The 26,847-nt window shown below is 51.0% G+C and carries 25 protein-coding genes and 3 tRNA genes; 1 reads left to right on the top strand and 27 read right to left on the bottom strand.

Annotated features, from left to right (window positions below; translation table 11 throughout):
- Positions 1-2: 2 nt before the first annotated feature.
- The 6 genes from NR121_RS11145 to NR121_RS11120 form a co-directional block, all read right to left on the bottom strand.
- Positions 3-398 carry a VOC family protein gene (locus NR121_RS11145; RefSeq protein WP_054820060.1) on the bottom strand — a complete coding sequence of 132 codons (396 nt, stop codon included), beginning with the start codon at positions 396-398 and terminating at the stop codon, positions 3-5.
- Positions 399-594: 196 nt separating this feature from the next.
- Positions 595-981: a spore germination protein GerPE gene (locus NR121_RS11140; protein WP_054820061.1), complete on the bottom strand. Its 387-nt coding sequence runs from the start codon at positions 979-981 to the stop codon at positions 595-597.
- A 2-nt stretch (positions 982-983) separates the two neighbouring features.
- Entirely contained in the window at positions 984-1,163 is a 180-nt protein-coding gene (locus NR121_RS11135) for a hypothetical protein (protein ID WP_054820062.1), read from the bottom strand.
- Positions 1,141-1,767, bottom strand: coding sequence for a spore germination protein GerPC (gerPC, locus tag NR121_RS11130; protein WP_062407758.1), 627 nt, complete (start codon positions 1,765-1,767; stop codon positions 1,141-1,143). Before gerPC ends, NR121_RS11135 begins: the two co-directional genes overlap by 23 nt.
- Positions 1,768-1,781: 14 nt before the next feature.
- On the bottom strand, positions 1,782-2,000 hold the full coding sequence (locus NR121_RS11125; RefSeq protein WP_054820063.1) for a spore germination protein GerPB: 219 nt from the start codon (positions 1,998-2,000) through the stop codon (positions 1,782-1,784).
- 4 nt (positions 2,001-2,004) lie between these two features.
- The gene (locus NR121_RS11120; protein WP_054820064.1) at positions 2,005-2,241 is read right to left on the bottom strand and encodes a spore germination protein; all 237 of its coding nucleotides are present in this window, start codon (positions 2,239-2,241) and stop codon (positions 2,005-2,007) included.
- Between the two features lie 137 nt (positions 2,242-2,378).
- Here NR121_RS11120 and NR121_RS11115 point away from each other — a divergent pair, with 137 nt between their 5' ends.
- The gene (locus NR121_RS11115; RefSeq protein WP_062407754.1) at positions 2,379-2,852 is read left to right on the top strand and encodes an Hsp20/alpha crystallin family protein; all 474 of its coding nucleotides are present in this window, start codon (positions 2,379-2,381) and stop codon (positions 2,850-2,852) included.
- Positions 2,853-2,940: 88 nt separating this feature from the next.
- On the opposite strand, the gene NR121_RS11110 is transcribed toward NR121_RS11115, so the two are convergent.
- The 21 genes from NR121_RS11110 to leuD all read right to left on the bottom strand — a co-directional run bounded on the left by NR121_RS11110 (position 2,941) and on the right by leuD (position 26,842).
- Positions 2,941-3,159, bottom strand: coding sequence for a spore germination protein (locus NR121_RS11110; RefSeq protein ID WP_062407752.1), 219 nt, complete (start codon positions 3,157-3,159; stop codon positions 2,941-2,943).
- Between the two features lie 143 nt (positions 3,160-3,302).
- Positions 3,303-3,388, bottom strand: a tRNA-Leu gene (locus tag NR121_RS11105).
- Between the two features lie 11 nt (positions 3,389-3,399).
- Positions 3,400-3,476: transfer RNA gene (locus NR121_RS11100), tRNA-Ile, on the bottom strand.
- Positions 3,477-3,485: 9 nt separating this feature from the next.
- Positions 3,486-3,562, bottom strand: a tRNA-Met gene (locus NR121_RS11095).
- A 70-nt stretch (positions 3,563-3,632) separates the two neighbouring features.
- The gene (locus NR121_RS11090; RefSeq protein WP_171006049.1) at positions 3,633-3,797 is read right to left on the bottom strand and encodes a hypothetical protein; all 165 of its coding nucleotides are present in this window, start codon (positions 3,795-3,797) and stop codon (positions 3,633-3,635) included.
- 131 nt (positions 3,798-3,928) lie between these two features.
- Positions 3,929-4,483 (bottom strand): phosphatidylglycerophosphatase A family protein, encoded by a 555-nt coding sequence (locus NR121_RS11085; protein ID WP_054820066.1) that lies wholly within the window; start codon positions 4,481-4,483, stop codon positions 3,929-3,931.
- 472 nt (positions 4,484-4,955) lie between these two features.
- A complete protein-coding gene (locus NR121_RS11080; protein WP_145862498.1) occupies positions 4,956-6,683 on the bottom strand; it encodes a hypothetical protein in 1,728 nt (575 codons plus the stop codon).
- Between the two features lie 31 nt (positions 6,684-6,714).
- The gene (locus NR121_RS11075) at positions 6,715-7,968 is read right to left on the bottom strand and encodes an efflux RND transporter periplasmic adaptor subunit (protein WP_062407747.1); all 1,254 of its coding nucleotides are present in this window, start codon (positions 7,966-7,968) and stop codon (positions 6,715-6,717) included.
- A 51-nt stretch (positions 7,969-8,019) separates the two neighbouring features.
- The gene (locus tag NR121_RS11070) at positions 8,020-11,127 is read right to left on the bottom strand and encodes an efflux RND transporter permease subunit (protein WP_062407745.1); all 3,108 of its coding nucleotides are present in this window, start codon (positions 11,125-11,127) and stop codon (positions 8,020-8,022) included.
- 84 nt (positions 11,128-11,211) lie between these two features.
- Entirely contained in the window at positions 11,212-11,721 is a 510-nt protein-coding gene (locus NR121_RS11065) for a GbsR/MarR family transcriptional regulator (protein WP_054819954.1), read from the bottom strand.
- A gap of 223 nt (positions 11,722-11,944) precedes the next feature.
- The gene (locus NR121_RS11060) at positions 11,945-14,113 is read right to left on the bottom strand and encodes a hypothetical protein (protein WP_062407743.1); all 2,169 of its coding nucleotides are present in this window, start codon (positions 14,111-14,113) and stop codon (positions 11,945-11,947) included.
- Positions 14,114-14,160: 47 nt separating this feature from the next.
- Positions 14,161-15,633, bottom strand: coding sequence for an ABC transporter substrate-binding protein (locus NR121_RS11055; RefSeq protein WP_062407741.1), 1,473 nt, complete (start codon positions 15,631-15,633; stop codon positions 14,161-14,163).
- 38 nt (positions 15,634-15,671) lie between these two features.
- A complete protein-coding gene (locus NR121_RS11050; protein ID WP_062407739.1) occupies positions 15,672-16,562 on the bottom strand; it encodes an ABC transporter ATP-binding protein in 891 nt (296 codons plus the stop codon).
- A 4-nt stretch (positions 16,563-16,566) separates the two neighbouring features.
- The gene (locus tag NR121_RS11045; protein WP_062407737.1) at positions 16,567-19,503 is read right to left on the bottom strand and encodes an ABC transporter permease; all 2,937 of its coding nucleotides are present in this window, start codon (positions 19,501-19,503) and stop codon (positions 16,567-16,569) included.
- Complete coding sequence (locus NR121_RS11040; RefSeq protein WP_373864976.1) at positions 19,503-20,603, bottom strand: efflux RND transporter periplasmic adaptor subunit; 1,101 nt, start codon at positions 20,601-20,603, stop codon at positions 19,503-19,505. The genes NR121_RS11045 and NR121_RS11040 overlap by 1 nt, the downstream gene beginning before the upstream one ends.
- Complete coding sequence (locus NR121_RS11035) at positions 20,563-21,417, bottom strand: ABC transporter ATP-binding protein (RefSeq protein WP_254611366.1); 855 nt, start codon at positions 21,415-21,417, stop codon at positions 20,563-20,565. Before NR121_RS11035 ends, NR121_RS11040 begins: the two co-directional genes overlap by 41 nt.
- Before the next feature lie 279 nt (positions 21,418-21,696).
- Positions 21,697-22,377: a DnaD domain-containing protein gene (locus NR121_RS11030; RefSeq protein WP_054819953.1), complete on the bottom strand. Its 681-nt coding sequence runs from the start codon at positions 22,375-22,377 to the stop codon at positions 21,697-21,699.
- A 21-nt stretch (positions 22,378-22,398) separates the two neighbouring features.
- Positions 22,399-23,697 (bottom strand): asparagine--tRNA ligase, encoded by a 1,299-nt coding sequence (gene asnS, locus NR121_RS11025; RefSeq protein WP_137670521.1) that lies wholly within the window; start codon positions 23,695-23,697, stop codon positions 22,399-22,401.
- A gap of 73 nt (positions 23,698-23,770) precedes the next feature.
- Positions 23,771-24,985: an acetate/propionate family kinase gene (locus NR121_RS11020; RefSeq protein ID WP_062407730.1), complete on the bottom strand. Its 1,215-nt coding sequence runs from the start codon at positions 24,983-24,985 to the stop codon at positions 23,771-23,773.
- Positions 24,982-25,854 carry a 3-hydroxyacyl-CoA dehydrogenase family protein gene (locus NR121_RS11015; RefSeq protein ID WP_054818096.1) on the bottom strand — a complete coding sequence of 291 codons (873 nt, stop codon included), beginning with the start codon at positions 25,852-25,854 and terminating at the stop codon, positions 24,982-24,984. Before NR121_RS11015 ends, NR121_RS11020 begins: the two co-directional genes overlap by 4 nt.
- Before the next feature lie 394 nt (positions 25,855-26,248).
- Positions 26,249-26,842 (bottom strand): 3-isopropylmalate dehydratase small subunit, encoded by a 594-nt coding sequence (leuD, locus tag NR121_RS11010; RefSeq protein WP_062407728.1) that lies wholly within the window; start codon positions 26,840-26,842, stop codon positions 26,249-26,251.
- Between the last annotated feature and the right edge of the window lie 5 nt (positions 26,843-26,847).

The raw sequence follows: 26,847 nt of genomic DNA, 5'->3' as shown, positions 1-26,847 counted from the left end.
CATCAACTCGAGCGGGTGGATTGAAAGAATTCGATCCATTCTCCATCCGGTCCGTAGAAGAAGAAATATCTTGAACCGTTAGGCAGTGTCGTAATTTCTTGATCGATGAGCTCAACGTCCATCCGGCTAATCCGGGCCCACTCTTCTTCAATGTCATCGACCGTGAATGCAAGGTGATGCACCTTGCCCTCCTGCGGAAGCCCGTCGTTATAGCCTTGAATCAGTTCCAGCTCCGTTTCGCCAGCCTGTCCGAAGCCGAGGAAAGCAAGCTTGATCACTCCATTCGAATGATCCAGCTTATCTTTCAACTCTAATCCGACCACTTCTTTATAGAATCGAACCGAAGTATCGATGTCCTTTACCATGACACCGACATGTTCTACCTTTCTGCCTGCCAAGTTATTCCGCTCCTCTCTTCATTCATCCTATTCCCATCTATTATATCATAAATCAACATTAGGCTGGAGTCCCGGCGATGCTGTTCACGCCATTTATGAGTCCGCGGCCATATGCTGTTTGGTAGTTTCATCTTCCCGCTTGTTCTGAAACATTACAAAAACAAAAAACAAAGACCCGTTCCCGGGTCTCAAATGTCTACTTTGGCCGTAAGCCGCGGAGCAGCTGCCGGATATGCTTGATTCGGGATTCCGAGCGGATCGATATAATCGATCCAATCTGGACTAAAGAGGATGTGGAAATGGCCAGCACCTCCACATTATTGACATGTATAGCACCTGAAACCTGATGTGTGGACATATGAACTTCACGCGCTTGTCTCGGTACCGGGAGAGGCGCCGAGAAAATCGGGTACGCTTTGAGATTGCCTTCCTTCCCGTGATACGCAGGAATCTCCCGATGAACCGCTAAAGCGAGAGTTACCGGCGAGAAGTCTCCCAGATCCCCTGCATTCAAGGCGGAAGCATAACCGATATTATAAATCATGACCCGGTTTACCACCGAGGTCCTGACCGGGAGCGCCATGCTCATTCCTCCAGAGGCAGCGGTTCGAGAGGCCCGATAATCAGCGACTCCGGCGGGGTATCGAACACACTGGACAAATAGATGACCTGCGTATCGCCTATGAGAAAAACGGACGAACTGGCAACAGCGGTCACCTTCACATTCCCGACGTTAAGCGCCTTATTTTCCACCTTTAGAATCATTCGCAGCGCCCCCCTCTTGATTCATTTTCATTACATACTGCTTCATCGCCAAACGGATATCTCCAATGACTTTATCCGTAATGATCTGCTCCTGCTCCATCGTAAGCACCGCCTGCTTCGGGTCTACCATCGAATCCAAATAATACTCGATCCTCTGTGCGGCTTGCCCTTTTAAATCTCCGATGACAAAATCCGAAAAGTCCTGACCGAACTCCACCCCATACATGGCTTCAAGGTCGGCCAGCTCCTCAGGGCAGGATCGCCGCAAATAATCATAGACCTGTTTCTGAATGCGGGCAAAGGATTCCGATCGGGCTGTATTGGTTCCGATGGCCTGCCCTCCTGCCGTGGCGTCATCCAATGATTGAGCCCCTAAGCCTGTCGGGGACAAGCCTACATTTAATGTGCCTTCCAATGTTTCCACTTTTAATTGGTCGAATTTGTATTCAATCCTTTCGATAGTCACCCCTCGCTGCCCCTTTAGCGAATCCAGTTCTCGTTCAATGAGTTCGATACGTCCCTCCAAATTCCGGATGCGTTCGGTTTGCCACCTCAAATACTCGTTTAACTGATGAAAGTAAGACTCAGGGTAGGATGAATTCATCGAATATTCCTCCGTTAACGGGAAGGTGTAGGAAGAGGCACAAAAGGTACGGCGGACGGAACCGCAAACGTCCCTCCCAATTCAGGAGCAGGTCCGGTAAACCCTCCCGTATTATACAAATTCGCCAAGGCGCGAATCGTTCCGGCTGTTCCGATCTGAACTACGGACGAATTCGTCACCGCGCCGATTCTGAGCTGGTGTATGACGATATTCTGATGAATGGTCAGCTGCATAGAATTAGACGACACCTGCCTTATCCGCCGAGGAAATGTTGGAATCGAATACGTCATTATCATAAGTATTGGTCGAACTGACTACATTGTAGGTTCTTACATTTTCGCCGGTATTAAAAGAACCTGCCCCTGCAAAGGTTTTGGCTATCGTCTTGGGAGCCAATTGGATCGCGTCGCCGATGTGCACTACGGAGCCTGTACCTACACTCACAATCTTAATTGCACCCACGATGGCCGGCATGGCAGCAACACCTTACCCGTTATGGATTTGATTCATTATATGTTCTGATCCCAGAAAGTATGTGTTTTGCTTCGTTATCAAGGTTATCCTTTGCGTTTCACATTCATATACTGAAGCAGTAAGGAGAGTGGATGATCATGGACGAAAACAAAAATAACAACAATTTCTTCGATATAAATTGGAAAAATTTCGAGCAATTTTTTGGCGGGAAGCTGCCTTTTACAGGACCCATGAACCCGGGGAAGGAGAGTGAACCTATGGCATGGGTTGAAAATTATGTAAAGAACGTCATGAAGCAAGCGATGCCGAATATGGATTCCCCTTCACTCAAGCATCATTTTCATACCGAGATTTTTGATACTCACAACAATGTTATTGTGAAAGTCCATGTCCCGGATAAAGCGCAAGCACGCAAGCTGAGGGTTAAGCTGAACCTGAACCAAGTTCGCCTGGAGGGGCTGCCGGACAACAAAACGCAGACCATCCGATTGGCCAGTCTGGTGGTTCCCGAAAGCTGTAAAGCGGTCTATCGAAACGGCATTCTGCAGCTCCACATACGAAAGCAAAGCGCGGAGAACCCTTACCAGGAAATCGATATCCGGTTTACGTAAAATACAAATCAGCGCATCCCGTCCGTTTTCGTTCAGTACGGAGAGATGCGCATCGGACTAACGCTGCATCGCCGGCACGATATGCGGCCTAATTGTTTCCCGCATTATTCGAATCGGCTACATCGGGATCGATCGTATTCGTGAAACTGATCAGCGTAAACGTAGCGCTGAAATCACCAGTATTGCTGCCTCCAGCCCCTGCGTTCGCTTTGGATGTGCTTTTAGGCGTAATTTGCAGGACATCGCCAAATACCAGCTCGCCAGCGTTACCAGTCACTTTAATGGGCGCCAAAATAATCGAAGGCATGGAACCCCTCCTCTTTCATGTGATTATATAAGTATATGAACGAGGGAATGAAAAAACACTCGCCTATAGTAAAAAAATACGAATAAAGGGTTTTGCTTTGGCGATTGCCAAGCAAAACCCTTTATAAAAATCGTTGTAAGAACTGCCGAAGACCGGACTCGAACCGGTACGGTAGTCACCTACCGCAGGATTTTAAGTCCTGTGCGTCTGCCAATTCCGCCACTCCGGCAAGATCTTATTTGGTGGGCCCTGAGGGACTCGAACCCCCGACCAATCGGTTATGAGCCGACCGCTCTAACCAACTGAGCTAAGGGCCCTGGTGTATTTGGTTGCGGGGGCAGGATTTGAACCTGCGGCCTTCGGGTTATGAGCCCGACGAGCTACCGGGCTGCTCCACCCCGCGCTATTGTTTCGCTTACGACAGCGACAAAATTAAATATACACCAAATAAATCGTTGAAGTCAAGCATAAAATTATACCATATACCTTACGCCAAAACGCCCTTTTTTGGATCGAAACACCTCTACCTCCGAAGGACATTCATAACCGTAGATCCACCAGTCTTCTTCCATCCGCTTGGCCAAGCAGCCGGCCTGAAATTTACTGTCGTACAATTTCACCCAATAAATCCAGTTCATTGTCCTCACTCCGCTTGATGTAGATGAAAAATAAAGTTCTGTTAATAGCTTAACCAAAATAAGTTGCCTTATTTTAAGGAAGCCTCTCCAAAATATAACAAGTATAATGAGGCGCGATGCAAGACATGTAGTTAGCTGACCTGCTCTTCCGAATCGGTGCCAGGGTCATGAACAACCATTTCCCGTTCATCGTCATCACGCTTATGATGAGCGATCCTGCTGGAAGCGGATGCGGCTATGCTGGCCACAAGATCGTCGAGAAAGGTATGAACGCCAAAGCCCGCTTTGATATCGAGATTCCGGATGATTCCGACTTTATGCTTATCCAGGTGCCCGAAGGTGGTGAAAGCGATGCTCCCGTAGCCGAACACCAAGCCAATCGCAAGCGTTTCATCACAGCCGAACAGTCCGTCGTCGGATAAAATAATGGATAGAAGCGGCTCGCTCAGCAGCCCTTTCTCCGCCAGTACGTCCAGCTCAATGCCCACCAAGACGGCATGCTGCAGCTCCCGCTTTTGCAAAACCGCATGAACGGACTCTATACACGTCTGCAGCGTTAAGCCGGGATCATAAGACAGCTGGATTTCCCTGACGATCAGAGCGATGTCTTCAATAGTGACTCCGCGTTCTTCCAGCTTCTGATATACCGCGGCTTTGACTTCCTTGCTGTGTACCTGACGTCTCATGGCAATAGCCTCCTTTTCTCCAATAGGATGTCCGTATCATATTATGTAAACGTTTGAATGCTGGTGTGGACGAACTGCTATTTCTGTTATTTTCCATTTTTCTTTTGGATAGATGGACCGGAAGCCATTATAATGTAAGCAAAGGTGGGATTGATATGTTCTATGGCATGCCGTCTTTCCGTCAACCGAAATCCGTGAATTCGCGGACCTTTACCGCAGAAGGTACGATCCCCATTTTCCGTTGCTTAAACCGCATCTTACCCTGCGGGAAAAAGAAGCCTGGGACAAGCCTCCGGCTTCCTTCAGATTCCGCCTCGCGGCGGACACCCTTGCCCTCAGCTACGGTAGGCGCTCGCCAGCCCCCGTTCGGGACTTTCACCCTAGAGATGACGCCCATGCTGGGCGTACACAGCAAGACGAAAGGCGGCCTGTAGAAGGCCGCCTTTCGCCGGAAATGAAATATAAAGTCGGATTATTGCTTGAATACGCCAAGCAGACGTTTACCTTCTGCACCTGTCTCTGTGGTAAACACTTCGTAGATGCGAACGGATAACGGGTAACCAAACTGCTCGGAATTGCCGCTGAAGGTAAAGTTGTTTTCTCCGTTTACAATCCGGTTCGAACCGATGAAAGGAGCGGTTGCCGTTCCGAGTAAACGGTCTAAATTATCATAAAGCTCAAACTGCAAATGAGAGAAGCTCGGATCGATCTGAACCTGCTGCTGACGCTCGATATCAAAGAAAAATTTGGCTTTGTAGGAATGCGTAAGCGTCGTCGAGTTATACAGCGCGCTGATATTCCAGCTGCTTACCTTCACATCGAACGGATAAACACTAAATTGGTTTTGCTCATTTTCGGGTTGAAGCGTCACATTATAAGTTGCGATGGTTGTTTTATACGGAGCTGCCGTCTTGGCGTCCAATACTCGGAGCGCCAGTCCTTTGCCCGTCTCGGAGAATGGCACCGTATACTGGAAGCTGACCGTAATCGACGAATTCGGCAGGACCGAAGGCGTGCTGATGCTCTGCTTGCTGCCGCTGTACTGGTATCCGTCCGCGCTCATGATTTCGGATTGGAAATTCGGTACGGCGATCGGACGGTCGCTCTTGTTCGTCAGCTTAAATTTGGCCGTGACGTTCTTGGAGCCTTCCTCTTTATTCTCATGCATGTTCAGTTCAACGACGGATACTTCCATATCCGGGTGAATCAAGGTGCTCAGGCTGTCAAATTTCATCGGCGCACCGAGCGTGTAAGCCTCATGGTTATTGATGTTTCCTTGGTTCGGAAGCAGAATGTTCAGGCGTCCCACATTGTAGGTCACCTTCTCTCCCGGTCCCCCTGCCCCGCCCTGGGCAAACGACTCGGGAGTCAGAAGGTTTAAGCTGGTGAGTACGGCATCCTGATCAACGGGAATGGAGTAATGGATATATTTTTTTTCTTTCGCTTCCAAGGCAACGATCCCCTGCTCTACCCGGCTGCCGGAGTAAATCTTGCCGTCCGTTTTACCGTCGATAACAAAATCAGGGACGATCTCTCTTTTGTCCGCCGGATTGTAAGCCAAAAGCTGTACGACGTAGAATGTACCCTCCTTGGTCGATTCTTTGTTGATGCCTACCGGTGTATATTGAATCGGAGAGATCACCGACGGAATCACGAAGGAGTCCGACCATTTTTTGACGGCCGCGGGATCCGTAATCGGCGTATCGCTTCCTTTCCACGTTTCTCCTTGAATCGGAGCGGCTGCGATCAGCGTCTCCTTCTTTGGATAGACATACACGTCTACATCCGTCCAGTTGACCTCGGTTAAGCTGACGCTGTCGGTCCGGTCGATAACCGTCATGTAGCTCAGCTCGGTATTGGCTTTCGGTTGAATCGCTTTGGCATTGGAGGCGCTAGGCTGCAGCGTATATTCAATGCCTTCGCTTGTCTTCACGCGAAGCTCGTATTCCGGAACTCTCGTTACGGCATTGCCGTTGTTCTTCATCCGGATGACGACACCCAGACGCGTCCCTTCCTGTACGCGTTCGTTCAATACGCTTTTGACCTCGACATCCAAGACCTGGGTCAATTTGTATGTAACGGCCGTCTGTGCGCTGACGGCGGGTTCTGAAGCCTCGGCCGCTAAAGCGGAGTAACCGGTGCTTATCATCGAGGCGGTAATTACAACAGATGCTACGGTTTTCTTCAGCTTGTGTTTCACTTGGGTTTCCTCCTGTCAAGTCTGATGTCGGTTATTTAGCCAACTGTACTTTTTCTTTGTCCTTTAATTGGTTTTGTCCAGATACGATCAGTTGTTCACCCTCACTGACGCCGGAGAGGACTTCCTGGAATGTATCGTTTACTCGTCCAAGCGACACCTTCCGCTTCTCCACCTGGTCGCCAACGAGAATAAACACAAAGGTTTCTCCGCCTTCACGCACAACACTGAGCGAAGGTACGGTGACAACCATCTGTTCGCTTTCCTCCGTAAGCAGAATTTGTGCCTTCATCCCCGGTTTCAGCTTACGGTCGCCATTGGGAACCTCCAATTCCAGTGTAAACGACTTCGATTGAGAGCTCATCACGTCGGCTAAGTAGCTCACCTTGGCTTTCGTATGATCCAACGTGCCCGGTATATAGAAGGTAAGCTCTGTCTTGCCCCTTACCAGCTTAGCCATTTCTTCCGTCAGCTCCGCCTTGATTTTGATCGGGTCAAGCTGCTGTACCTGGGCCGCACGGAACCCTCCATTCAAGTACATACCGACCTCGATAGGAAGATCCGTCAGTACACCGCTGACGGTGGCCTTCACTTCCATATTCTCGAGGGTGCGGTCGATCTCGCGGATGGATAAGTTCGATGTTTGGACAGCCTGTTCGAGCTGAGCCAACGAATTCGTGCTTTCAAGTGTTTTCAGCTTATTCTGACTGCTCTCCAGATCAAGGCGCAGGTTGTTAAGCTGCGACTCCATTTGCTCCAGCTGGAATTTGGTCACAAGCCCCATATCATAATCGTTGCGCATCTTGTTATAATCTTTTTCCATATCTTTGATGGACTGTTCAAGCTTCTTGATTCCGTTTTGCAGGTCCAGCTTGGAATCCGCCAAATCTTGACGAGCTTTGGCGATTTGCTGTTGAGCCGTGGCCAAAGCGATTTGTGTCTTTTCCTTTTGAATTAATACATCCGTAGGATCAAGCCGGAAAATCACCTCGCCTTTATTCACCATGTCGCCGCGTTTTTTCAGAATTTCCTTTACGTCGCCGCCCGCTTTGGTGACAATATCCATCTGTATGGAAGAGATGACGTCGGCCACTTGTTCCATAGGCTCACTGATTTTTCTCTTCTCGATGGGCGCCGCCCTTACGGTCTTCAATTGGGCTTCCGCCGTATTCGCCGTAGCATCCGCCGGGGGCTGAGAAGAACAACCCGTAAGGAGAGCCGCGCTGATGACAACAGCCCCCGCTATTTTGGTGCTATGTTTGACTGTATGATTCCATGTCCGATTCATTTGTGCCGATTCTCCTTTTCCTTTATCTATCGATACCGATCGCAGGTTGAATTAAGGTGCGACGGATTCTGTCTTCATAGCGACAGCCTGTTTCTTGTTCCGCCTGAACAATCTGCTTACTCGCTGCTTGGCTCCATCCACCAACTCATACATGACAGGCACCACAACCAGAGTCAGGATGGTAGAAGTCGTCAGACCTCCAATCACGACAACGGACAACCCTTTGGAAATAAGCCCTCCCTCAGCTGCTCCAAAGGCCATAGGCAGCATGGCGGTTATCGTAGCTCCGGCAGTCATAATAATCGGGCGAAAACGGCTTACTCCTCCTTCTATCAATGAATCGCGAATGGAATGCCCCGCCTCTACATTTTGCTGAACGCGGTCGACCAATACGATGGCATTCGTAACCACCACCCCGATCAGCATAAGAAATCCGATCAAAGATGTGATATTGATCGTTTCTCCGGTTAGCAAAAGCGCTATAAATCCGCCAATAGCGGCAAGCGGAAGCGAGAACAGGATAACGAATGGCGCGCTTGCGTTCCCAAAGGCGATAACCATGATCAGATAAACGATGCCGATGGCCGCGGCCATGGCAACAACCATATCACTAATCGTTTTTTGGATGTCGTCGCTAACCCCCTGAACTTCGGTCCGTACGCCGTTGGGAAGCTCAATGGTTCGCAGCGCCGCACTCACTTTATTGCTGACGCCGCCTTTGTCCTTGCTTTCGATCGAAGCCGTGATTCTTACATATTGTTCCTGATTTTCACGGGTAATGTTGGCCGGTGAATCGATTTGACGGACTTGAGCCACTTCATTCAAATAGACCGTAGAACCTCTCGGCGTCTTAATCTGGAGTTGGCCAATTTTATCCACCGAGTCTTTGAAATCGTCATCGAGCATGATCTTCGTATTAAATACGGTGTTGTCGAATCTGAGGTCACCGATACTGTCTTTGGACAGCCAGCTTCGGATATTCTCCAGAATTTGCCCGGAAGACAAGTCGTACAAACGCGCTTTGTTTTGATCGACCCTGATCTCCAGCTCCGTTTTTTTATCGCTTAAGCTGTCCTCGATCTCCGTCAGCTCCGGAAATTCGCGCATTTTTTCTTTGACTAATTCGGCTCCGATCATCAGTTGATCCAGATCGTCGCCTTTCAGCATGTAAATAAAATCCGATCCTGTTTGTGCGCCGCCCGATTCCGTCAAATTACCGGTAACCTCGGAGCCTTGCGGCATCATCTCTGCAATCTTGACCTTCATTTCTTCCAAAAGCTGTTTCGTATCGGAAGCTTCGGATGCTTTGGCCATAATCGAGGTTTTATAAGCGATCCTTTCCTCCCCGTAGTCAAAACCGACCATGGTGTTCACATAGGTAAAGGCCGGCTCATTGTTCGGATCCTTGGCGGCCAGAAGCATATTCTCCACTTCCTTAGCCTTTAAATCCATCGTTTCAAAGGACGTCCCGCGCGGCATCTCCATGGAAAACTGCACTTCTTTTGCCGTACTGCTTTCCGGTATAAACTCATATCCCATGAATGGAACCGTTCCGCCAATGGTCAGGATAAACAAAAGAAAGGAAGCAAAAACGGTTTTCTTTGGATTATCAAGGGTCCAGGAAAGAACCTTTTTATATCGGGTCATAAACTTTCCGTTGTTCGGTTCCTCATGGTGTTTAAGCTTCTGGTGGTTCAGTACCAGCAGTTTGGCCAGCATGGGAATGACGGTCAAAGCGACAACCAGCGAAGACAGAAGCGCCACCGCTATTGTAATGGCAAACGGTCTGAACACTTCACCTACGATCCCGCCTACAAAAGCAACCGGAACAAAAACGCCGGCTGTCGCCAAAGTCGACGAGGTGATGGCGGAAGCCACCTGGGATGTCGCATGCTTGATGACCGATTCGTTGCGTTCATGCGTCTTTACCAGTTCACTGTAAATATTCTCGATAACGACGATGCTGTCGTCCACTACCCGGCCTATGGCTATAGTCAGCCCACCCAGGGTCATGATGTTCAAGGTAATATCCAAAGGCACCATAACAAGCAGCGTAATTAAAATGGATAATGGGATAGAGACCAAAACAATGATCGTCATACGAATATTTTTTAAAAACAGCAGGATCATGAGCGAGGCAAACAGAGCACCCAGAACCGCTTTCTCCAACATGCCGTTGATCGACTTTTTGACTTCGTTGGCCTGGTTCATGATCGGGGTGAATTTCACATTAGGAAATTCCTTCTCCCAATTGGCGATCAGACCTTCGACTTTGCTGACAAATTCAACGGTATTCGCGTCTTTCGCTTTATAGAGCGTCAAGCCGATCGAAGGCTCGCCGTTCAATCTGGACAAGAATGTCGACTCGGAAATGGCTTCGACTTTAGCAATGTCCTTCAGCAGTACCGTATTGCCGTCCGTCGTATTGATTTTCATATTTTCAAGAGCATAGATGGAGTTCAAATCGCTTCGGACGCGCACCATTTGCGTATTGCCGTTAATATCAACGGAACCAGCGGGGCTTGTCGTAAGGGCGGCACGGATGCTTTGCGATACCTGAGCCGGGGTCAAGCCGTAGTTAATGAGCGCATTCATATTCAATTTCATATTCAGGGTAGCTTCCTGATTCCCCACGGCGTCCAGCCGGTCGATCCCGTCAAGTGTGCTCAAGGTGGGATCGATGATATCGTTGTAAATCCGATCGAGATCAGACTGATTTACCCCGTTTTGACCGCTCATCGCCAGAAAGTAGACCGGGATCGAGCTAAAGCCGAATTTGGCCACCTTGGGTTCGGAAGCGCCTTGTGGAAGGCTGACATTGGAAAGCATGCCTTCGATATCCCGCTTGGCTTCATCAGGATCCCGCCCGTTTTCCAGCTCGACTTGAATGGTCGAAAAATTGTCAGCGGAGGTCGAAGTAATTTTTTTGAGTCCTTCCAAACCGACGATCGCCTTCTCCAAAGGCTTGGTCACATCCTCCATCACGTCTCTGGGAGGTGCGACATACGTCGTGCTGACAAAAACCATGGGCAGCGAGATATCCGGCATTGTTTCCTGATTAATGGTTACAGCGGCATATCCGCCCCCGACGAACAACATCGCGCAAATGATGATGACGGCTGCGACGTTCTTCATGGAAAAACTCGATAAATGATTCATCTCTCTACTCCTCCATTACGATTGCTGACTACTTAGACGAGTTTTTTTCTGTATCCCCTTCAATAATACACCTGTTATTTCACATTATAGCTGCTCCCTTATCCGAACCCATTCTTCCTCAATGCCTTCGAGCCGCGACATGACCAGCCGATACATCGCCGCGCTCTCAATAAAACGGCGTTTGGTTACTTGAAAAGAAGCTTGCTCTTCCTCCGTCACATTATCGATTTGGGATAAAATCGAAAGTGACTCATCCACCTGCTTTGTGATGGACTCCACTTTATGCCGCATCGTGCGCAGCGTGATCGTACTAAAATCTTCAGCGATGTAATAGTAATCCTTGCGGTCGTTGCCGGTAGGTATTTTCTGGCACATACAGTGCTTCTCCAAAGCGCGGACCTGGACGCTGACAGCTGCCTTCGTCACTCCGAGCTCATCGGCCATTTCCTGCAGACTCAAAGGCTCAGCAGCGAAAAGCAGCAGCGCGAAAATTCTTCCGACCAAGGGACTGAAACCGTCCGTCTCAAAGGAAAGAGACAGATGATTGCTTGCGGCCTGCTTTAGTTCAGCAAAGCTTTGTGGCTTAGAATTCATGATAATCTCCTCGGTTATCTATGTAATTATCGTTAAGAATGTTGTTAACGATATAAACATGATAAACATAAGATATCCTGCAAAACCTGTCAATGCTTTCAAAGCAAAATTAACCAAACGTTCATAATCACCCTGTGTCTTCATATAAAACCGTCCCCGCATTGCAATGATCGGCTGTGTCAGGGACGGCTTAAAGCTTTTTAATACAGATATATAGGAAGATCTATTTTATCGTTTCAAACCATAGGACCTGCTTCGAGGCGAGCAGCTTCTTCTGACCCTTAAAGGAATCGTAGATATTGAGTTTGTAACCCTTCAGAAATTGAACCTGATATATGATTTCGCTGTCCTGCTTCGTTATCTCTACATTCAAATGCTTACCGAGCTGCAGCCTGTCTGCCGCTCCGCTCGAGGAATCTCCTTCAGCCGCTTCTTCAAAAGCAAACTCCTTGGTGAAATTGAGTTTATCCTCGTCGTCTTTGATCTCAATGATTAACTTTCGGCCTTCCATGTTCGAGACGAGCAGCAAATCCTTGGACATCTCATAATCGAACTTCAGCTTCAGCCCCGTCTGATCGATTTGCGGCTTGATATTGCTGAGCGACAGCTTATAAGGAGCCAGATCGATGTCTTTGAAATGATCCTGAACCGTCTGATTTTCCTGAGGGAGCCAGAAGGCCGCCGCATTCACGTAGGCATCCGGCTTTTTGCCGATTTCCGTAAGCTGATCCTCTGTGACCGCATCACCGATCATCACATGCGTTCCGGTGATCGGGAACGTTTTGGGAACGTTGCTGGACAGCATCAAAAGCGCCGTGCCTCCCGGATTGACCTTGCTCTTGATCTCCGTCACGGCTGCGGGATATACGGTTCCGTCCACCGTTTTGATATGGGCGACCAACTGGGCGATATCCGTGAAACGCTTCTCCAGATTTTTCACTTCAAGCATCACCGCAAAGGTATTCGCCGTATCTCCGATGTACGTTCTGATTTCCCGAACCTTATAGCTTGCGCTTCTTCCCACGCTTGTCACATGATGAGCTTCGCCTATGTTGTTATACGTTACGTTCATCAGCTCCGCACGATGTACGAATTCCAGCAAATCGTCCGTCTGCGCCGCTCCTCCGTTTTGGGCATCATCGGCAGCGGTCTTTTCCTGAAGTATCAGCTTCACCTCACCGAATTCGTAGGTATACGGAATTTTGCCGATAAACTGGAACTGCGCCGATGCGCCCGGAGCCAAACCTATCACTTTATCCGTCCTGATCAGCTTCGCCTCCACCTTCACCGCGCCGTCGAGCATAAAGTATCCCGCCATGTCCGGGATCGGCAGCGATTCCGGACCGTTGTTGGAGAGCGTGAATCCGGCGGTCAAAATGTCCTGATCCTCCCAAGGCAAACGCTGCACGGTATTCAGCCGGGCCGTATAGGTTCCCTTTTTGTTCGAAAAGTGATATTCTTTGCCCGTGTCTACACTGTCCGCCTCCGATACCGGAGGCAGCGCAAAATACGCAATCGGCAGGTTCAGCTTCACATCGGCCGCATGCTGAATGATCACCAGCTGCCAGTTCTCCGGCTTCACGGAAACAGGTACGGAGCCGGACAGTTCAATCTCCTTGTCCACCTGCGGATTAATCGTGAGATCCTTGATTCCTTTGGCCTCCAAAGGATACATATATCCTTCGCTTGTGCGAAGCAAATACTGATACCCGGGAACCACCGCGCTTCGGGCGCCAATGTTTTCCATATTCATCACAATCGTGGGCGTATAGTTTTTTTCGTTTTTGCTCAGCAGCACTTTCTTGATGGATGTCTTGACCGGATTGCCGGCAATCTGGATCGTATGAGCCCCGCCTGCTGCCGTTACGATGCTGTAGTTTGCCGGAACGGCCACTTCGCCGATTTTGCGTTCGAAGTTGGTCTGTGAGAAATCCCATTTGATGAATTCGAAAATAAGGTCTTTTAGCCCGGTCGTTTCATTGACGCTGGCATAGAAGCTGATGTCCTGGCTGGACTTTGGTGTGATCCGGTTTTTGTCTTTATCCTGCGGCAGTACACGAACCGAGATTTGATTGCCGGTCTTCGTCTTCAGCCGGACCCAATAATCGATAAACAACAGGTCGCTGGACCCTACGTTGTTGACCGTAACGGTAAACGTTACCGTATTGCCGCCTTGCTCGGGCAGCATAGTCACATTCTTCAACTCAAAAAAATTGCCGCCCCCGATGTCAACCTTGCCCAGCACCGGTGCGCTTCCAATGGAGATCACGGCGTCGCTGCCGGGAGGAGGCGTACCGCCGTCCGCCGCAAAGGCGGGAACGGCGGAGCTGAGCATAAGTGCGGCTGCCAGAAGAAGTATGCATGATTTCGTTCGCTTGGATTTCCGGTTCATCTTCTGCTAACCTCCTTGTTCCATTTCCTTTCGTTAGTCAAGCGGGTTTAACCCAACGTTCTTGGTTCTGGCATACCCGGTTCGCCGTTCGGATTCTCTTTGAGTTTTTGAATCATGGCGTCCCCTTCGGTCTGCCACTGCTTCAATGCTTCACGGACCTGAAGCTTGCCTTCCATCACTTGTTGAAGCTTCTGATAGCCTATGCTCTGCACCTCATACAATCTCGGATTTTTGAGATAAAGCTTTGTGTCTTCGAACGGTACCGGCATTAATGAAGTGAATGCTTGTTGATTGTAGTCCAACCCGTCCTTTGTCTTGATATATTTTTGCCGGGAAACGATATTATGCGAGCTGCCGGCCTTCAACCGTGCCCAATCCTCACCGTTAATAAACTTCAGGAACTTCCATGCTTCCTCGGGATCCTGCGCTTTGGCGTTGATCGACATAATACCATCCATCCCGATAAATCCGCCTGTATCCGGCGCTTCCGGGTGAACGGGCAGCGTGACGACATCCCATTCGAACGGAGAAAAGCCTTGAATCCGATCCGCATTCTTCATCACATCGATGATGCGGTCAAGCTCGCCATAGTTAATGATCGCCATCGCTACGCGTCCCGAAAGGAAATCGTCATGCTGGAACGGATTATAGTTTTCATTCGGACCTATGCTCCCGTTCATTTTGGACATATCCAGCGGACCGGGAACAAGCTTTTCCGTGTGGATTTGCAGCATCGTTTTCCATGCGTTCTCCCATTGGTCCGAATCGACCGTCATTTTCTCACCATTGTCGTCAAACATTCTCAGCCGTAAAGGCGCCGTGTAAAGCTGTGTCGCATACGACATGTCCCCGCCCATATTGTAAGTCGAAAATGAGAATCCGTACTTCCGGTTCTCCCCTTCTCCCTTGGCCAACCGGCGGGCCAAATCAAACGTTTGCTCCCAGGTCATTTTATCCGTCGGATACTGCACTCCCGCTTCGTCGAACAACCTTTTGTTATAGATGACGGCAGAAGAATTGAATGTCGGCGCCAACGCATAGATTTTACCTTCACCGACCTTTTTGATGCCCTCGATCACCGCCGGGACGATATCGCTGATATCGAATTTGTCCTTTGTAATCAAAGGATCAAGCTGCGTCAGCAAGTTATTGCTGATCAAGTCAGGCAGCTGCTCATACTGGGTCATGACGATATCCGGCGGATTGTCGCCCTGCATCAATTCCTTCAGCTTCTCCAGCGGATCCTGGGGCTTTTCGTTGGGGTCCGGTCGGCCATACATGTAGCGGTCGTCCATGGCCGAGATGATTTCAATCTTCACATTCGGATTGGCAAATTCATAAAGCTCGGTAAACCGCTGGCGAAAATATTCATCGTTCGCGCTATAGCCCATCGTCGTGGCGATGCGCAGTGTGCGCTCCGTGTTGTCCGATGTGTTCGGACTCGTACAAGCTGCAAGTACAGGTGTCATCATACCGACGCTGACCGACAGCGCCGCCGTTCTTTTGATCCATTTGTTCATTTTTGAAAACCCTCCGATTTTATGGTTTTAAATGTACTTTAATGCAGCTTTACAGCGGTCTCATCCAATGTTTTGGGCGTTTTGATGATAATCTTCTCCCCGTCAAATTCCATGGACGCCTTGCTTTCGATTCCCAGCGCCTGCAAATACGCTCTCGGTATTTGCAGCCGTCCGGCCCGGTCCAGCACCACGTATTCCTCGTGAACATCGTGAATCGTCCCGCCGCCTGCGGCAGCTTGATCCAGGTTCGGATTCCGCTTGATGAACTCGGTGCTCGTCATTCCGTCACGGATCGCAACCACGCGGTCCACCTTGCCGGCCAGCGCCATATCATGCGTTACGAGCACAATGGTAACGCCCATCTCCGTATTGAAGCGGCGGAAGATGTCCATGATCATATCCGACGTCTTCGTATCGACGGAGCCCGTCGGCTCGTCGGCAAGGAGCAGGGACGGCCGGTTAGCCAGCGCTATGGCGATCGCCACGCGCTGCTGCTCGCCTCCGGAGAGCTGCTGCAGCTTGTTGTTCAGCCTATCCTTGAGACCGACCCATTCCAGAAGCTGTGCAGCGTAATGCCGGTCATATTTCCCGCTCAGCATCATCGGCATCTCCACATTCTCAAGCGCCGTCAAATACGGCACCAGATTACGGGCATTGTTCTGCCAGATGAATCCAACGGTATTGCGCTTATATTGGACCAGCTCTTCATCCGTAATTTTGAGCAGGTTCCATTCTCCCACGCGAACTTGCCCGGCTGAAGGACGGTCAAGGCCGCCCAGGATGTTCAGAAGCGTAGATTTGCCGCTCCCGCTGTTGCCGATAATCGCCATCATTTCGCCTTGGTCTACCGAAATATTAAGCCCCTGCAGCGCAACGACTTCAATTTCGTCGCTCTTATATATTTTGACGAGACCTTCGCAATGAATCACTACATCATTTCTCCTCTCCCAGCTTCACGGCCTGATGGACACGCAAGCGCCTGATATGAAGGAACAGCAGGCCCGCACCGGTCAGCATCATGACGGCTACGACGACATAGAGCTGATCGGTATCTCTGGCATCGAATACCACACGAAACGGAGGCACCTGCATTTTGACATTCTCTGCCGTCTGGAGGAAAGGCAGGAACAGGTAGCTCGTCAATTTACCGATGCTTAAGCCCAGAACAATCGCCAAGCCTGCGGTAAACGTCTGCTCAAGCAGCAGCATGCCTGTCAATTGACGTTTCGATAATCCCATCGCCCGCAATACGCCGAACTGGACCACCCGGCTGGACAAATTGAAAAACCAGTACAAGATGTAGCCAATCAGTGAAACGAGCACCGAGACGAGGAAGCCAAGGCTCAAAATACCGAATACCCCTCCGCGGGCCGGATGCCTTTTTTGAGAGATCAGCTCGTTGCGGACGTCCTTGACGCTGGCGATGTCGACTTTCTTTTCCCTGAGCGCTTCGATCAACGGCGTGACCTTGGCTCCGTCTTTCATCTTCAGCCAAACCTCATAAGGCGTTACCGGAGCCTGATCATAAATGTACTCCAGATTGGCGATCATAAACGGCGTCTGCTCCGGATATTGACTCGGCCAGTAAGGGACGGCGGCAACGACGACGAATTCCACCGGTTGGCCGGATATCGTAATATTCATTAAATCGCCCGGCTTGATCTGATGCTTCTCGGCAAACGTTGTCGGAATAATGACCGCTTGCTCGTATTGTCCGAGCAGATTCAAGTAATGGTTGGGATGCACAGAAAACAAATCTTTACGGAACCAGGCCACCTCCGCAAAATCGACGTTATCGATTCCCATCAGCATGCCCTGGCCGAGCGATTTGCCGGAAACGACAACGTTGCTTTTTGCCAGCAGGACACGTGCCGCATGCTCCACGCCTTCCAGCTGGCGGAACACCTCAAACGGCGGTTCGATATAGCGCATTGTCGGCGGAGGTCCTCCCGTGCCGCCTCCGGGACCGCCCGGTTGTCCGGGACTGCCCGGGCCTTGACCCGGATTCGAACCCCCGGGGCTTTGCGGGTTACCTCCCGCGCTGCCTCCGGGATTGCCCTGGCCTTGACCTTGACCGTTTCCCGGATTCGGGGCTTGAGGCGGCGTTTCGGCGACAGCCTGCCAATCCGCTTTCATCACCACATCTGTCCCGTAGGCATACAAAATCCGGTCCGTCGAGTTCAGATCGATCGTCCTCGCCGCCGAAGCGTTGTACACCCCAAGACCCAGTGTCAGGATCAGCAGAAGCATCAGGGGATAATAGGCCGTTGACGAACGGGACAGCTGCGTCAGCGTTAAGTACATCGGAACGGGCAGAACCCGCTTGCCGAGCCAATTGCAGAAACGGAGCAGCCACGGAAAGATACGCAGAAAAAACAGCCCAAGCCCGATAATCGATAATGCCGGAATGAAAAACAGCAGCGGATGCACCTGCAGCTGATCCGTCGTCATCCCTGTCTGTGCGAACAATTCCTGGCGCTGGCCGAACAAGTAATACCCATATCCGACCAGACACAGCAGCAGCACATCAAGGAACCATTTTTGCCAGAACGGCTTTTTGTCAGAGCGCGCCAATTGTTGTTTATGGCTGACAATCGAGGCTCTGGCATAAATGACGGCCGGAATCACGCTGGCCATCAAAGCAATGACCACGGCGGCTAACCCGTAGAGCAGCGCTTCTTCAGATAGGCCGACCGGAACGGCCTCCCGGTCCACAAAGGTAAGAAAACCGCTGGATGAACCTATGCTTTTGGCCATAAACCACCCGAGCATAGGACCGATGATGATAGCTGCTCCTCCGAGCAGCAGCCCCTCCAGCAGATAGATCCATATAATTTGTCTCGTGCTCCCGCCCCGGCTTCGAATGACCGCAATGACGGTTCGCTGCCGGTCAAGAGACTGTCTGGCATTCATTACGATGTAATAGAATACCATCGCAATCATGGGAGCGGCTAAAGTGAACAGCAGGATCTGCAGCTGCAGGCTTTGTACTTTAAATTCCTGCAGCAGAGGGATAAACGATACGTCCACCCGGGTATCCTTCAGCTTCTGGTACAGCGTAATGTCGAGCCGCTCCAGCTTGCGCTGCAGCGAAGAGAGCTGGCTCGTTTTGATTTCCTGCAAATCAAAAGCGTAATACCAGTTCGCCAGGTTGAGCGGAATTTTTTTCTTCGTCAAGAGCTCGTCGTTAAACCCGGTTTCGCTCATAAAAAAGGTCGTGATGAGCCCTTCTATTCCTTGAAACCAATACGGATCAGCATCATTCTTCGGCTTGAATATGCCCACGATCTTTACTTTCAGCGGGGCGATGCCGAGTCCCCCGGAAATCGGATAATGAAATACATCGCCGACGCGCATGTCCCCCCGGAACATGGCTTCCTCATGGATAACGACTTCGATAACGCCGTCTTGCGGCTGTTCCGAGAACCAATTCCCCTGCGTCAGCTCGACCTCTTCCTTGAGTCCGCTCTGTGCCATCAGGGTCATCTGCCTTCTCTTGCTCGGATCCACTTTTGACGGATCGTCAGGGGTAAGCTGCGAACCGCGTATGGACAAACTGCGAACGTACGCGTCCGCCGGGAAACCGATTTCTTGCGGCAGTTCTTCTTTGATATAGGCATCGACATCGGCAAATGCAGACAGATCCGCCCGGTCATTGCCGGAGGCTTGATAGCGGATCAAGACCGAACCGGCGGACATTCCTTGGCTTTTCTCTTTCAGCGTTGCAGCGACGACCCGCTTGAGCGAACCGTCCGAATACATGGGAATGCTCGTGGTAAACGCAACAGCCATAATGAGGCCGGCTAAGGTGCTGAGCGTAAGCCAGCGCGTATTCCACATTTTGCGGAATAAAAAACGAAGCATTGCCATCAGCGTCCCACTACTTTCTGCCCGGGCGTAAGACCTTTCACAATCTCCACATCGGTCGACGTCTGCTGGCCGATTTCCACATCGACTTCCCTTTTACTGCCCTGGTCATCCACAACCTGTACGTAGTTTCGGCCGGCATACGAGCGAAGGGCGGCAAGCGGAATGACAACCGCATTCTCCTTGCGCTGCGTAATGACCGATACGCTGAGCGGTGTGCCCCGATTCAGGTTTTCCGGGAACGGATCCAATTGGATGATCATATAGTTTTCGATCGAATCAGGCTGCCTGCCCTGACCGTCGCCGGGAAAGCCGCCGCCCCCGCTGCCGTCATCGGCTTTCGGATTCGGAAGCTGCAGTACTTTTCCTTTGTGCTGACCGGCCGAGTTAATATCTACAATGGCCTCCATGCCGACCGCCACTTTCTTCAAGTCTTCCCCGCTGAGCGTGGCCGCTACCGTCAGCTGGGACAAGTCGGCGATGGTTGCTACCGCATCATAAGCTTTAGCCGTATCCCCTTTCTTCAGATAAACCGATACGATCGTGCCGGAGAACGGGGCCGTAAGCTTTGCGCCCGCAATGGTTTTCTCCAGTTCAATCAGCTCTTCGCGCTTCAGCTCAAAATCGATCTTCGCCTGCTCCAACTGTTCCGCGCTCATCTCGTCGGCCTTGCGCAGCATCTCAATCATGGTCAGCTCGTCTTTGCGCGTCTGAAGCCGTTTCTGCTTCAGCTGGCTTTCAAGCTCCGTGACATCCAGTTCGGCGATCAATTGGCCTTGTGTCACCTGGTCTCCGGCCTTTACGGCAACATTTTTGATGCGGCGGCTGTTCTCATCGGTAAAATACAAGTCTTCTTCCACCGTGGCCATCAGCTTCCCGGAGCCGCGCACCTTCGTTTCCAGCGTATCCGTCTTCACCACATACTCCGGTTTTTTGGAAAGCTGGGGCGGCTTGACGATGGGTACGATTTCTTCCTCCTCTTCTTTTGGCAAAAGCGAGCAACCCGAAGAAACGGCCAACGATGCCGCCATGCATACGAGCAGGAAAGGCTTTCCCCCTTTTTTAACTATTGATAAACTTCCCATCCACCATTTCGAATACACGGTCGGCAACCTCCATTATTGTCGGATCATGCGTTGTCATGCAGATCGTCATGCGTTCCGTTCGGATGATGTCCCGAAAAACGGTCATGACCTGAGCTCCCATTTGCGAATCCAGCTCTGCAGTCGGCTCGTCAGCCAGCAGCAGACTGGGTTTATGAGCTATCGCTTTGGCAATGGCTACGCGCTGCTGCTCTCCCCCGGAGAGCTCGAACGGCCGGTGATGCATCCGTTTGCCCAGACCTACAAGCTCCAAACAGTGAGCCACGCGCGCCTTCCATTCGGATCTTGGCCGACCGGCCATCCGCAGCGACAGCTCTACATTCTCCCAAGCCGATAACAGAGGCATTAATGCAAATGACTGGAAAATGAATCCAATTTCAGTTTTTCTTATGTACGTCCGCCGATCGTCGCTGCATTGATGAATCCAATGCTCCTTGAACCGGATCTCCCCCCGGTTAGGCAGATCCAGCCCCCCGATCAAATTCAGAAGCGTGGTTTTGCCCGAGCCGGATCTTCCCTTCAGCATGACAAGCTGTGTGGGAAACAGCTCCATGTCAATTCCCTTCAACACATGCAGTTCATGTCCTCCCACTGAAAAAGAACGTTCCACACCGGTTACGGTGAGGAGCGGTTTGCTCGTATCGATAACCGGTTCATGCTCCGAAGGATCGTCCATCAGGGCCTGTGCCGAAGAGGCGCTCTCCGCTTCCGCCTGCGCTTGCCCCCCGCGTAAGTCCTGCGGTGCCGGTGGAACTTCAGGAAGCGGCTTCCTGTGCATCCCGTCTTGATGTCGTCTGCGCAGCCATCGAATCATATGGGCCCTCCTTCCGGTTATGGATTTGTCTATAATCTGCCAGAAAGTGTAACTACCATCCATTTAGACGTAGATGTTCAAAGAAAGGTTACAAAAAGATCATTATTTTTTAAAATTTTTTTCCATAATACGACCTCTTCCTCCGATTCCTCTTTAGAAATAGGTGATCTTCATCCCTCCGCTGCAATACAAAAAAATCCCTCAAAGGGGAGGACACTCTTGGTCCTTCCCTTTGAGGGATTTCATGAACAGCCCGGGACAACCCCTGCTGTCTCTTGGTTAACGTGCACGGAATTTCTGGGAATGCTCCTTCGCCTGTTCTACGGTTTTGATCCGGTTTCGCTGCCATTCCAGAAGAATCCGGTCGATATAACGAAAATGTACCTTTCCTGCGAATACCGCTTCCTTCAGCCCGGCAAGAATAAGCTCCTCGGGATATCCGTCCTTATCCATCCAACCCGAGATCGACTCCAGCTCCATCGGGGTAAGCGGACGCCCGAACTCTTTTTCGAAGATGGTAAAGATATCCTTTTTGCCGGATGCGTCTGCACCCGCTTGCCTGCGCAAGGCCGCGCGTTCCTCCAGCAGCTCTTCCAGGCGGCACTCCGCCAGCCGCTCCATCAGCGGCTGCCAATTATATTTCTCGCTGTGAACCGCAGATAACGGATCCGTCTCCTCGTCAATCCTCAGCAGCCCTTCCTTCAGCAGCTTTTGCAGGACGGCAATGACCCTCTCCTGCGGGATCGACATGCGCGACTGGATCTCCTCGAACGTCGGAAAATCCTTGTTTTCCTTTTGCTTGAAAGCCATAACGTGAAGAATCAGCATGACATCCTGCTCCTGCAGCCGAAGCTGCGTGTAATACCGGAGCAGCCAATAAGGAACATTCACGTTCCCCTCCTGCCAGCCCGCGAGCAGCACGGACGGCAGCTCCTTCGTATCTTGTTCGCTCCTTCTCATGCAAGCCCTTCCTTTCGGATATTACGGGTATAAACGGTACAGCAGCCGCGGGAACGGAATCGTCTCGCGAACGTGGTCGAGACCGCATATCCAGGCCACTGTGCGCTCCAGCCCCAGACCGAAGCCGGAATGCGGCACCGATCCGTACTTGCGCAGGTCGAGATACCACTGATACGCTTCCTTCGACAGCTCGTGCTGCTGAAACCTTTGCTCCAGCAGCTCCGGATCGTCGATCCGCTGGCTGCCGCCGATAATTTCCCCATATCCTTCCGGCGCGATCAAATCTGCGCACAGCACCACTTCAGGCCGTGCAGGATCCGGCTTCATGTAGAACGCCTTAATGTCCGTCGGATAATGAGTAATAAACACCGGCTTATGATATTGTTGGGCTATCGCCGTTTCGTGGGGAGCGCCGAAGTCTTCCCCCCATTGGATTTCATGGCCGTTCTCCTGCAGAAATTTAACCGCCTCGTCGTATGTAATGCGCGGAAAAGGAGCCTCGATGCCCTCCAGCCTGGATACGTCCCTCCCCAGCACCTCAAGCTCCCTGCGGCAGTGCTCCAGCACCGACTTCACAATGTAGGCGACAAATTGCTCCTGTATTTCAAGGTTTTCCTCATGCGTGAAGAAGGCCATCTCCGGCTCGATCATCCAGAACTCGATCAAATGACGGCGCGTCTTGGACTTCTCCGCCCTAAACGTTGGCCCGAACGAATAAACCCTGCCGAGCGCCATGGCCGCAGCCTCCATGTAGAGCTGGCCGCTCTGGGTCAGGAATGCATCCTCATCGAAATATTTGGTATGGAACAAGCTCGTCGTCCCTTCCGCCGAAGAAGGCGTCAGGATCGGCGGGTCGACCAGATGAAAGCCCCGCTCATCGAAAAACTGCTGCACCGCCCGGATGATTTGCGCCCGAATCACCAGAATCGCGCGCTGCCGCGGAGAACGGATCCACAGGTGGCGGTGATCCATCAGAAAATCGACCCCGTGCTCCTTGGGTGTAATCGGATAATCGCTTGTGAGCTGAATGATCTCCACTCCCGTAACCGTCAGCTCGTAGCCGCCCTTGCTGCGGGCATCTTCACGCACTACGCCCGTGATGTACAAGGAGCTCTCCTGCGTAAGCTTGCCCGTATCCTCCCATACCTGCTCATCCACTTCGTTTTTTACAACCACGCCTTGAATAAAACCGGAACCGTCGCGCAGCTGCAAAAAACGGATTTTCCCACTGGATCGGCTATTGTGCAGCCAGCATCCGATCGTAACGGTTTCGTTCACATGCTGATCCACGTCCCGGATCATACATAAATTGCGGCTCATGAAACCATCCTCCCCCGTATTTCGTTATGTAGCATTTATCAATGAACAGACGTTCGGTATTCGCCTTATCTCATTATTCTACATCATTGCGGTGTAAAATCAAACGGTATGTATCCCTGGCGATGACGAGTTCTTCATTGGTGGGAATGACCAGCGCCTTTACCTTGGACTCCGGCGCCGTGATTTCCCGTTCCCCGGACTCCTTGCGTTCGTTCGCTTGCTCATCCAGCTCGATCCCGAGGAAACTCAAATTCCGGCAAACCGCAGCCCGGAGCATCGCAGAATTCTCTCCCACACCAGCAGTAAACACAACGGCATCCAACCCATTCATTGCGGCGGCATAAGCGCCGATATATTTGCGCAGCCGGTATTCGTACATTTCGAACGCCAGCGACGCATTGCGGTCTCCCGTTTTTATCGCCTGCTCGATCTCCCTCATGTCGCTTCCGATGCCCGAGATCGCCATGAGCCCGCTGTGCCGGTTCAACATCGAACTCACTTCCGCCAGCGTCAGATCTTCTTTGCTCATCGTAACCGGCACGATCGCCGGATCGATGTCACCGCTGCGGGTACCCATCATCAGCCCCTCCAGCGGCGTCATCCCCATGCTCGTATCCATCGAGCGGCCGCCCAAGATGGCTGCGCAGCTGGCGCCGTTGCCGATATGACAGGTAACGAGCTTCAATTCCTTCAGCGGACGGCCCAGAAAAGCCGCGGCCCGTTCGCTCACATAGGCGTGGGACATGCCGTGAAAGCCGTAACGGCGGATTTTGTGTTTTTTATAGAGCACCATCGGAATCGGGTACAAATAAGAGGTCGGCGGCATCGTCTGATGAAACGCCGTATCGAAGACAACGGCCTGCGGGATATCGGGCATATTCGCTTCCACGGCCTGGATCCCCAGTATATGCGCCGGGTTATGCAGCGGAGCCAAGTCGAACAGGCGTTTGATTTCGCGTTTGACTTCCTCGTCCACCAAAACGGAGCCGGAAAACGACTCCCCCCCATGCACAACCCTGTGCCCGACCGCTTCAATTTGATCCACGGACTGGAGGATGCCATGAACCGGATGAACAAGAATATCCATCACTTTGCGAAAGGCTGTCGTATGCTCCAATATTTCCCGTACTTCCCGGATTTCCTGTTTTCCTGCAGGTTCAAAGTGTAAAATCGCCGATTCCATCCCTATGCGTTCCACTTTGCCCTTAGCGAGCACGGTTTCATCCTTCATTTGATATAATTGAAACTTCAGCGACGAGCTGCCTGCATTAACGACTAGAATGATCATAGCCGGTCACCGTCCTTATCGTAGCGGAAAAAACCTTGTCCCGTTTTCGTTCCGAGCTGCCCGGCCCGCACCATTTGCTTCAGCAGTACAGACGGCCGGTATTTCACATCCCCGAATTCCCGAAACATGCGTTCCATAGAGGCAAGCACCGAATCCAGACCGAACCGGTCGGCCATCTCCAGCGGACCGTAATGGAAATCATATCCGATCCGCATAGCCGTATCAATATCCTCTGCAGAGGCCACCCGCTCGGAAAGCACATGCATCGCCTCGTTGATCAGCACGCAGAATAGCCTCGTCGTCACAAAGCCCGGAGATTCATATACTTGAATCCCGCGTTTTTGAATCGTCTCTTCCACAAACTGCTTCGTGCGGACGAAGGTGTCATCACTCGTTTTCAGCGCTCTTATAATTTCCACCAGCTGGATTTTCGATGCCGGATATAGAAAATGAAGGCCGATCACCCGCTCGGGTGCTTTGGTTTCCGCCGCCAGCTCCGTCAGACTTAACGTAGACGTGTTGCTGGCCAGAATGATGTTTGGAGGACACACATCGTCAAGCTGCCGGAAAAGCTGCTTCTTGAGCTCCAAATCCTCATTGATCGACTCGATGACCAAATCGCACTCCATCATTCGGTGCACATACGTTTCTTTTTGTATCTTCGATAATATCATCTTCTTTTCCGCGGCGGTGATCGCCCATTTTTCCAGCTGCTTATCCAAACTCATTTCGATTTGCTCCATCGCTTGCAGCAGCTTTTCCGGCGTGCGGTCGATCAGCACCACATCAAGCCCTTTGCCGGCGAGCATTTCGGCAATGCCCTGCCCCATCGTGCCCGCGCCGACGATCCCGATTTTGTTGAAAATCATGGCCCTCACCCCTTTATGTATACTACAAATGCTATTATATACATTGGAAGATGGAAATAAAAAACATGCTCCTGCTATTGTTGATTCTTGACCAATAGAAAACCGCCTACGGATAAGGCGGCTCATCAACTATCGTGCCCAATCAACACGATCGCGTATTTGTCATCGCATTTTTCTTTGATAGAAAACTCTTGACCAAAGAAAAATGGCATTACCTATCAATAAGATTGTAAATTCCCACCCTGTTTTACCTTTAGTAAAAAATCTTCATTCGTTTCCTGATCTCCCTAATGTTATTTTCTTCAATAAGAAATCATTCGGCAAACAACAAAATGGACAGCAAAAAAGCTGCTGAGCATATTCTCTCAACAGCTTTTTCATTTGCAAAAATGGCTTATAAGGCTTGGTGAGCCGCTTCATAGGCTGCAATCTTGTCTTCATGCTGCAGCGTCAGGCCGATATCATCGAGCCCCTGCAGCAGGAATTGGCGGCGATGCTCATCCAGATCGAAGCTGATGGAGAGACCTTGGCCGTCCTTAATCGTTTTGTTCTCCAGATCAACGCTCAATTTGTAGCCTTCATTCGCTGCCGTACGCTGGAACAGTTCCTCGACCTGCTCTTCGCTCAGCTTGATCGGCAGAATGCCGTTCTTAAAGCAGTTATTGTAGAAAATGTCGGCAAACGACGGTGCGATGATGACTTTAAAACCATAGTCCTGAATCGCCCATGGCGCATGCTCACGGGAAGAGCCGCAGCCGAAGTTGGCGCGGGAAAGCAGTATCGAAGCGCCCTGATAGCGGGGCAGGTTCAGACTGAATTCCGGAATGACGGCGCCCTGCTCGTCAAAGCGCCACTCATAGAATAAAAATTGACCGAAGCCGGAGCGCTCGATGCGCTTCAGAAATTGCTTGGGAATAATAGCGTCGGTATCCACATTCACGCGGTCCACCGGACCGACCAGGCCTGTATGCTGTTTAAAAGCTTCCATGTCGT

It is taken from the genome of Paenibacillus sp. Pae15, from assembly GCF_024519685.1.
Lineage (GTDB): Bacteria > Bacillota > Bacilli > Paenibacillales > NBRC-103111 > Paenibacillus_G > Paenibacillus_G naphthalenovorans.
The sequence above is the reverse complement of the archived record's forward strand: the minus strand, read 5'-3'. Positions and strand labels throughout refer to the sequence as shown.

Bases quoted from the DNA above. Each gene is read 5' to 3' on its own strand.
- NR121_RS11125 (WP_054820063.1), bottom strand. From the start codon at position 2,000: ATGCAGCTGACCATTCATCAGAATATCGTCATACACCAGCTCAGAATC.
- NR121_RS11135 (WP_054820062.1), bottom strand. From the start codon at position 1,163: ATGATTCTAAAGGTGGAAAATAAGGCGCTTAACGTCGGGAATGTGAAG.
- NR121_RS11075 (WP_062407747.1), bottom strand. From the start codon at position 7,968: ATGAATCGGACATGGAATCATACAGTCAAACATAGCACCAAAATAGCG.
- NR121_RS11060 (WP_062407743.1), bottom strand. From the start codon at position 14,113: ATGAACCGGAAATCCAAGCGAACGAAATCATGCATACTTCTTCTGGCA.
- NR121_RS11140 (WP_054820061.1), bottom strand. From the start codon at position 981: ATGGCGCTCCCGGTCAGGACCTCGGTGGTAAACCGGGTCATGATTTAT.
- NR121_RS11085 (WP_054820066.1), bottom strand. From the start codon at position 4,483: ATGAGACGTCAGGTACACAGCAAGGAAGTCAAAGCCGCGGTATATCAG.
- NR121_RS11030 (WP_054819953.1), bottom strand. From the start codon at position 22,377: ATGAGAAGGAGCGAACAAGATACGAAGGAGCTGCCGTCCGTGCTGCTC.
- NR121_RS11045 (WP_062407737.1), bottom strand. From the start codon at position 19,503: ATGGCAATGCTTCGTTTTTTATTCCGCAAAATGTGGAATACGCGCTGG.
- gerPC (WP_062407758.1), bottom strand. From the start codon at position 1,767: ATGAATTCATCCTACCCTGAGTCTTACTTTCATCAGTTAAACGAGTAT.
- NR121_RS11090 (WP_171006049.1), bottom strand. From the start codon at position 3,797: ATGAACTGGATTTATTGGGTGAAATTGTACGACAGTAAATTTCAGGCC.
- NR121_RS11015 (WP_054818096.1), bottom strand. From the start codon at position 25,854: ATGATTTTCAACAAAATCGGGATCGTCGGCGCGGGCACGATGGGGCAG.
- NR121_RS11020 (WP_062407730.1), bottom strand. From the start codon at position 24,985: ATGATCATTCTAGTCGTTAATGCAGGCAGCTCGTCGCTGAAGTTTCAA.
- NR121_RS11035 (WP_254611366.1), bottom strand. From the start codon at position 21,417: ATGATTCGATGGCTGCGCAGACGACATCAAGACGGGATGCACAGGAAG.
- NR121_RS11065 (WP_054819954.1), bottom strand. From the start codon at position 11,721: ATGAATTCTAAGCCACAAAGCTTTGCTGAACTAAAGCAGGCCGCAAGC.
- NR121_RS11110 (WP_062407752.1), bottom strand. From the start codon at position 3,159: ATGCCTTCGATTATTTTGGCGCCCATTAAAGTGACTGGTAACGCTGGC.
- NR121_RS11070 (WP_062407745.1), bottom strand. From the start codon at position 11,127: ATGAATCATTTATCGAGTTTTTCCATGAAGAACGTCGCAGCCGTCATC.
- asnS (WP_137670521.1), bottom strand. From the start codon at position 23,697: ATGAGCCGCAATTTATGTATGATCCGGGACGTGGATCAGCATGTGAAC.
- NR121_RS11120 (WP_054820064.1), bottom strand. From the start codon at position 2,241: ATGCCGGCCATCGTGGGTGCAATTAAGATTGTGAGTGTAGGTACAGGC.
- leuD (WP_062407728.1), bottom strand. From the start codon at position 26,842: ATGGAAGCTTTTAAACAGCATACAGGCCTGGTCGGTCCGGTGGACCGC.
- NR121_RS11055 (WP_062407741.1), bottom strand. From the start codon at position 15,633: ATGAACAAATGGATCAAAAGAACGGCGGCGCTGTCGGTCAGCGTCGGT.
- NR121_RS11115 (WP_062407754.1), top strand. From the start codon at position 2,379: ATGGACGAAAACAAAAATAACAACAATTTCTTCGATATAAATTGGAAA.